Source organism: Comamonas sp. GW821-FHT11H03 (assembly GCF_058807955.1).
Genome location: NZ_JBXARF010000021.1, coordinates 1 through 7,213, shown reverse-complemented (window position 1 = coordinate 7,213; position 7,213 = coordinate 1). Strand labels below are relative to the sequence as shown.

The 7,213-nt window shown below is 53.4% G+C and carries 6 protein-coding genes; all 6 read left to right on the top strand.

Translation table 11 applies throughout. The features are described 5' to 3' along the window. The first annotated feature begins 1,152 nt into the window (after positions 1–1,152). Positions 1,153–2,571: a cytochrome ubiquinol oxidase subunit I gene (locus AC1RTQ_RS24110; protein WP_492879492.1), complete on the top strand. Its 1,419-nt coding sequence runs from the start codon at positions 1,153–1,155 to the stop codon at positions 2,569–2,571. A gap of 21 nt (positions 2,572–2,592) precedes the next feature. After that, complete coding sequence (gene cydB, locus AC1RTQ_RS24105) at positions 2,593–3,603, top strand: cytochrome d ubiquinol oxidase subunit II (RefSeq protein ID WP_492879490.1); 1,011 nt, start codon at positions 2,593–2,595, stop codon at positions 3,601–3,603. A 13-nt stretch (positions 3,604–3,616) separates the two neighbouring features. Next, complete coding sequence (locus AC1RTQ_RS24100; protein ID WP_492879488.1) at positions 3,617–3,781, top strand: DUF2474 domain-containing protein; 165 nt, start codon at positions 3,617–3,619, stop codon at positions 3,779–3,781. Between the two features lie 14 nt (positions 3,782–3,795). Then, positions 3,796–4,944 carry an acyl-CoA dehydrogenase family protein gene (locus AC1RTQ_RS24095; RefSeq protein WP_492879486.1) on the top strand — a complete coding sequence of 383 codons (1,149 nt, stop codon included), beginning with the start codon at positions 3,796–3,798 and terminating at the stop codon, positions 4,942–4,944. Between the two features lie 49 nt (positions 4,945–4,993). Next, on the top strand, positions 4,994–6,397 hold the full coding sequence (locus AC1RTQ_RS24090) for an aminotransferase-like domain-containing protein (protein WP_492879484.1): 1,404 nt from the start codon (positions 4,994–4,996) through the stop codon (positions 6,395–6,397). A gap of 376 nt (positions 6,398–6,773) precedes the next feature. Continuing rightward, positions 6,774–7,139 (top strand): MarR family winged helix-turn-helix transcriptional regulator, encoded by a 366-nt coding sequence (locus AC1RTQ_RS24085; RefSeq protein ID WP_492879494.1) that lies wholly within the window; start codon positions 6,774–6,776, stop codon positions 7,137–7,139. Positions 7,140–7,213: the final 74 nt, after the last annotated feature.

Here is a 7,213-nt window from a genome sequence, read left to right as displayed (position 1 = left end):
TTCAGCGCAAGCCAAAGCAGTCACTTGACGGTCGTCAGACTTCAGCGACAGCTTTGAGATGCAGAGCAGACCTTCTGGAAAGTCTTGGCGCAATGACTGCTCTGGGCAACAGTGGTCATTGGCATTTCTGAGATGAACGGCAGCAACCAGCCTGGATCGGCTGCTCGCAACCATGCGCCGGACGACTAGCGACGGCCTGCACCCGTTGACTAAACCGGACGCTCAAGGCGCAGCCCCGAAGGTCAGCTTTGCGGTGCTGCACTCAACAGTAGCTAGGCCCGGCTTCGGCCAGAAGAAGCCAGCCAGCCGTTTTCCGCAGTTGGCAGCTTCAGGCTGACTTGAATCATTTACGGCCGAGCGCCGGAGCGACAGCTATCACCAACTCCAGCCGTTGAGCGCCGTTTGCCTTGAACGGCCACGTCACCCTTGGAACCCGCCACTAACTTGCATGGCTCAACAAGTACCGGCTCAGACGACTGCTGCTAAATGCTGCGACAGGTGTTGATTTTCACGCCAGACTGACCCGCTGGGATGTGGCGTAAATTTTGGATCGAGTATGTCGAGACCCTGAAGTCCCTGAGGCACTCGACTAGGCTTCAGCCCCTCAAAAAGAGCTCTGCTCATTGCGTGTAACACCAGCGGATGCATGCTTTCCCCGCTTTCGTGAACCGCTCAGTCCTTGTGCTTTACTGGCGCGGAGATAGAACAGCTCGCTCTTGAGTTCGCCGAAGATGCCCTGAGAGGCCGCCTTATCTGGAGAGTGAAGCACGCAATTCGCGCAGACTTTTTTGGCGGTAGTGATAGGGGATTTCATACATAGGTGTTGGGGACCCATTGGTAAAACTCCCACGCTATTGCCCCCATCTGTGTTGAAAAGGCAGGTACGGATATCTGGTTCTTGGCACCACAACGAAGAGCCCCTCCCTTCGCACTGATGGCGGTCCAACAACATCTTTTCGCTACCCTAGCTTTAGAAGCGCCACCGTGAGAACGCCCTCTCAAGTTTTGAATGCAATTTCAAATTGCACTCAAATATCACTAGTTTTCTTGCAAAAATCAAAAAAAATACAATGAGATGAATTCAATTTAATTGCATTCAATCTGCAATCTCTGATTTCACAATTTTCAGAAATTACAAGGAAATTAGAATTCATGGTGATACTTACAGACATCACTGCGCTGGATCTGGCTCGTATCCAGTTCGCCTTTACGGTGTCCTTCCACATTGTCTTTCCGGCTATCAGCATTGGCACTGCGTCTTTTCTTGCAGTCTTGGAAGGCATGTGGCTTTACACCGGTAAAGTGGTTTACAAAGACCTGTTTCATTACTGGATCAAGTTCTTTTCCTTGTGTTTCGGTATGGGCGTGGTTTCAGGTTTGGTCATGGCGTATCAGTTCGGAACCAATTGGAGTGGCTTTTCGAACTTCGCGGGAAGCATTACAGGACCTTTGCTCACATACGAAGTGTTAACCGCCTTCTTTTTGGAAGCGGGCTTTCTCGGCGTAATGCTGTTTGGCTGGAACAAGGTCAGCCCGCGAATGCATTTTTTTGCCACGCTGATGGTAGCGATCGGCACACTTATTTCTGCGACCTGGATTCTGGCATCCAACAGTTGGATGCAGACACCCGCAGGCTATGAAATAGTCGACGGCGTAGTGATTCCCAAGGACTGGTTGGCCATTGTTTTCAATCCGTCCTTCCCTTATCGCCTGGCGCACATGGTGATTGCAGCCTTTCTGTCCACTGCTTTGATCGTGGGAGCCACTGGCGCATGGCATTTGCTCAAGGGACGCCAAACAACCGCCGTACGAACGATGACTTCTATGGCACTTTGGATGGTTTTGATCACTGCGCCGCTACAAGCGTTGATCGGAGATCAGCATGGTCTGAATACCCTGGAGCATCAGCCTGCCAAGTTGGCCGCAATGGAGGGGCACTGGGAGCATGGAGAAGAAGGTGAAGGTGTACCGTTGGTGCTGTTTGGCTTGCCCAATCAGGAGCAACAACGCAACGATTTTGAGGTGTCCATTCCTCGCTTGGGTAGTGCGATTCTGACGCACAGCCTTGACGGTGAAATCCCCGCATTGCGCGATTTCCCCAAAGAAGACCTGCCACATGTTGCTACTGTCTTCTGGTCGTTCCGCGTCATGGTGGGCCTGGGCATGTTGATGATTGCCATGGGCTTGGTGGGTCTTTGGCTGCGTCGCAGAGGCCGCGTATTCGCTGCCACCTGGTTCCAGCGCTTTTGTGTAGCGATGGGACCGGCAGGCTTGGTGGCTCTGCTAGCTGGCTGGTTTGTGACTGAGACTGGCCGTCAGCCCTGGGTGGTTTATGGGGTGATGCGCACAGCCGACAGTGTCTCCAACCACGACCTCTCGCATTTGGCTGTGTCTCTGGCACTACTCGCCTTCATCTATCTACTGGTATTTGGCACGGGTACGGCCATGGGGCTGAGGATGCTAGCTACTGCTCCGCGCAAAGGTGAGTCAGCACCGGAGGGAAGTCCCAGTGAACTTAACCAGCCCGTGCGTCCCTTGTCTGGCTCAGCTTCTGTGCCAGCCCATCACTGATTGCTTTTGAAAGAAATTCCTATGGGAATCGATATGTCCGTAATTTGGGCCGGCATCATCGTGCTGGGTGTTTTCATCTATGTCGTGATGGATGGCTTTGACTTGGGCGTCGGAATACTGTTCCCCTTCTACCAAGACCGCGACGACCGCGACGTGATGATGAACACCATCGCCCCTGTATGGGATGGCAATGAGACCTGGTTGGTGTTGGGTGGTGCAGGCCTGATGGCAGCCTTCCCCGTTGTGTACTCTACCGTGCTCAGCGCCTTGTACCTTCCCATAATGCTCATGCTCATCGGCCTGATCTTGCGCGGAGTGGCATTTGAATTTCGCTTCAAAGCCAGTGAACATCGGCGCCATATCTGGGACAAGTCATTTGCCGGTGGCTCGCTGCTCGCTACGCTCATGCAGGGGGTGACGCTGGGCGCGATCATGATGGGCTTGGAGATCCGCAACGGTGTTTTTGTCGGAGGTGCTTTTGACTGGTTCAGTCCATTCAGCATCTTCACGGGCTGCGCATTAGTTGTGGGCTATGTGTTTCTCGGTAGCACTTGGCTGGTGATGAAAACCGAAGGCCGCTTGCAAGAACAGATGCGCAAAACGGCGCGTGTGAGCACTGCGCTGATCGCAGGCGTCATTGCCGCCATCAGCCTGTGGACGCCAATGCTGCATGCCTACATAGCGCGGCGCTGGTTCGATCAGCAAACCTTCTACTGGTTCCTGCCCGTGCCTGTTCTGGTGCTGGCGTGCTTGATGCTGCTGTGGCGCACTCTGGGTTCGGGGCGGCGCAATGGCAGCCCGTTTGCACTCGCTCTGTGTATCACTTTCCTCGGCTACTCAGGCTTGGTCATTAGCCTAATGCCCATCATCGTTCCCCCCTCACTGACCATCTGGGCCGCAGCAGCACCTGCTTCCAGCCAAGGCTTTGCACTCGTTGGTGCGTTATTCATTATCCCGATCATCATTGGCTATACCGCCTGGAGCTATTACGTCTTCCGCGGAAAGGTACGCCATGGAGAGCACTACCACTGAGAAGGAACCCAGTATGAAGACATTGGTGAATGCAGCTACTCACAGCAATGACCGCACTCGTGCCACGGTCCGTCAATTGGGCTGGATGGCGCTGATCTGGATGTCCAGCGTATCCACACTCGGTGCCGCTGCTTGGCTAATGCGTCAACTCATGGCGCTGGGAGGCATGGTTGGCTAAACCCTGCTAGAGCAATGTCCGGCCAATGCCCACCACAAAATTCATCCGATTTACACACCACAATGAATATGTTGAATTCTTCTGTGGCGCCTGAGCTTGGCGCCGTACCGAGTGCTCAAGTTGCTGATTGCCTGAGAAGCAAGGCCTTGCAATGGGACACGGTAACCGATGCAGCAACGCAAGTTTTGCCTGAGCTTGCCAGCTTAGGGCTGCTGGGTGTAGGCATTCCTGTGAGTGAGGGGGGGCAAGGAGGCGATGTGCGCGATAGTTCACGAGCTATCACTGAAGTGGCCAGTCGTTCGCTCACAGCTGCCTTTGTGCTCTGGGGACAAATGGCGTTCATCGACTATTTGCGCCACAGCGACAACTCCGCTCTGCAATCGCGTTTGCTGAAACGCTTGCTGAAGGGGGAATTAGCCGGAGCAGTAGGCCTATCCAATGTCATGAAGTTCTTGTCGCAGTTGGAAGGCTTAAATGTGCAGGCTCAAGATTTGGGCAATAGATGGCAGCTAGATGGGTTCATGCCCTGGGTCAGTAATGTGCGGCCTGAAGGCTTTGTGGTTGCCGTTGCTGCCCAAACCAGCGCTGGTCAGGCTCCCATGGTATTTGCTATAGAAAGTACTGTTCAAGGCGTGCATCGCAGTGAAGACCTAGATTTGCTGGGGATGCGCGCTAGCAACACGGCTGCCATTCATTTAAGCGCGGTTGAGCTTGGCCACGAAGCGGTCCTGGCCCAACAAGGGCCACCCTTCCTAAAAGCCATGCGCCCTCGTTTTCTGGGTATGCAATGTTGCCTGTCTTTGGGACTGGCCCGAGCCTCGCTTGGTGCCTCGCGTAGCGAAGGCAGACATCTTCCCCAGATGATGAACGAACGCCTCACGAGACTGGAAACTGCACTGAATGATGCAGAGGTCATGCTGCGAGAAGGCATGATTCAGACGATTTGGGAGACTCACGTAGAACCTCTTTTTCAACTACGTGTGCGAATGGCTCAGTATGTGCGCGAAGCAGTGGACTTGGAGCTGCAAGTCAGCGGAGGACGCGGCTATCTCCTCGATCAACGCCCAAACTTTGCAAGGCGTTGGCGGGAGTCCGCATTCATTCCCATCATTACCCCCAGCTTGTTGCAGTTGGAAGAAGAGATGGCACGCAGCAGCCGCTGATACGTCGCTTGCCTTCAGCAAGCGGCAGTATTGATCTCAAAATATTTGAATGCCATCAATAATGAATGACATTTTGCCTCCAGCCTGGCTCAAGCCTATTCGCGTTGGCTTTGGCCCACGTTATTTACAGGTCGTCCGGATGATTCAGGACGGTATTTCAAATGGTGATCTTTCGCCAGGCATTCAGATTCCAACCCAACGCGCGCTGGCCCAGTTACTCGAAATTGATGTTAGTACCGCCTGCCGAGCATACGCGGCAGCACACAAGCAAGGTTTAATTTCAGGGACTACGGGACGCGGTACTTTTATTGCTGAGCAGGAAACGGCTTCCTTTGGCTATATCGGGACTGATCTGGGACTGAACACCCCTCCGATACCTGACTTTCTACATGCAGCCCTCAAAGAGGGTTTGGCCGATGCGCTGCAAACACACAACCTCCCACAGCTTTCTACCTATGAGCCTTTTGCTATTCACGCGGCAGCAGTGGCTCAGGGGCGTGCGCGCTTAATACCTTTTCTGCCGAAGGCAGCCAGCCAGCCTCTTACGCTGGCTGCTGGTACACAATCCGCTATATGCGCTATCTTGATGGCTCTTTGTCGGGACGGGGATGCAGTCTTGTGTGACGCTCTGACCTATCCCGGCTTCTTGTCTGCTGCCCGCAAGATGAGGCTACGCATCATAGCGGTCCAAGGGGATTCAGATGGCATGGATCCGGCTGCTCTGCAGCAAGCGGTGCAGTCTACGCAGGCCAAATTGCTCTATCTAAACCCCACATTGAACAACCCGACCACGCGCACCATGCCTTTGGCGCGCAGGGAGGCTATTGCAGCGTGCGTGGAGAAATATGACATTGCCTTGATTGAGGATGATCCGTATCGCCAACTGTTGCCTAGCTCCCCCCCACCATTGGTCATGTTTTTGCCTGATACGGTGCACAGTTACTACTTGTCCTCGCTGTCGAAGTCCGTCTGGCCAGGTCTACGTACTTCACTGGTTCTTGCTTCCAACAACGAAGCGAGCGATGTGGTGTTTGAAACACTTGCCACCCTAGGCATGAGCCTGTCGCAGTTGCTGGTGGCGCTGGCTGCACAGTGGATGGAATCCGGCACCGCTTTGAAGATGACTGCCTACATTCAAAACGAAGCTCAGAGACGCCAAGAGTTGGCACGACGTATCTTGCCTCCCGATGCAGCGGCGGATCCATATGGATTGCACATTTGGCTACCGCTGCCTAGCCATTGGAGTGAGGACATGTTTGTGCATTCCTTACATGAGCGCGATGTTGCTGTGGCTGCAGCCCGAGCATTTTCTGCGCTGGACCGTGCGGAAGGTGCGGTGCGGTTATCGCTTGGTGTCTGCGGCAACATGGCCAAGCTAGAGCGAGCACTGCAAACAGTGGCACAGCTTTATGCCCAACATCCCCAGCCTGCTCTACGCCGCTCTGTAGTGTAGAGCAGCGCAAGAATGGGTCGTAAAGGGAAGACGGAAAGGCCAACGTCAGTGAATATGGGTATGAAATACTAAATCGCTTCGCTGTGATTCGTTTACTCGGACAAGAGCGAATTCACCTGTAAACCTTTGTATAAATTTTGGCAAACGAATAGCTGCAGCCATTTCGTATGGTGAAGCATGCACTCTTTAAGGCGTTTAGAGAGCCTCGAAACTGTCGCTGATTTGCTACTGCGATCATCCGCACGCTTATGGATAGCTGGTGTTTACCAGCTTATAGAGCATTTTATTCGCTCCACAGCGGCCAAAAAATTGGACCAATGTGTTTGTAGTTTCAATCTCATTTACTTATACCGAATATGAACTTGAAAGCCAAAAAATGAATAGTATTGTCAGCGCCATTGAGTGCACAAACCTAAAGTTGGGCCAACTCGGTCGTGTGTTGTCACTGCACTATGAAGATTTCTCCTGCGAGGCTGGCCTGAATGGAACTCAGTACACCCTTCTGTCTCACGTGGTTACGCATGGGCCCATGCGTCCAGTAGATCTCTCAAAGCGGATGCAATTGGACGCATCCACACTCACGCGAAACATACAACGGCTAGTAGCCCTTGAGTTGCTGAGCGTTTGGGCTGGCCCTGATGCGCGTAGCTATTTAGTAAGCGCAACTAGTACAGGTCATTCCAAGCAAGCAGAAGCACAGCGGGTTTGGGAGTCAGCACAGACTGTATTGAATGAGCGGTGATCTTGCCCCCGTAGTTCCGGACACCGTCCAGTCGCTAAGTTAGCCCTGATGGGCGGGGTGATTCTGCCGTCGTC

What these genes read in the sequence shown, in the direction of transcription:
- AC1RTQ_RS24110 (WP_492879492.1), top strand. Translation starts at nt 1,153, where the DNA reads ATGGTGATACTTACAGACATCACTGCGCTGGATCTGGCTCGTATCCAG.
- cydB (WP_492879490.1), top strand. Translation starts at nt 2,593, where the DNA reads ATGGGAATCGATATGTCCGTAATTTGGGCCGGCATCATCGTGCTGGGT.
- AC1RTQ_RS24100 (WP_492879488.1), top strand. Translation starts at nt 3,617, where the DNA reads ATGAAGACATTGGTGAATGCAGCTACTCACAGCAATGACCGCACTCGT.
- AC1RTQ_RS24095 (WP_492879486.1), top strand. Translation starts at nt 3,796, where the DNA reads ATGTCCGGCCAATGCCCACCACAAAATTCATCCGATTTACACACCACA.
- AC1RTQ_RS24090 (WP_492879484.1), top strand. Translation starts at nt 4,994, where the DNA reads ATGCCATCAATAATGAATGACATTTTGCCTCCAGCCTGGCTCAAGCCT.
- AC1RTQ_RS24085 (WP_492879494.1), top strand. Translation starts at nt 6,774, where the DNA reads ATGAATAGTATTGTCAGCGCCATTGAGTGCACAAACCTAAAGTTGGGC.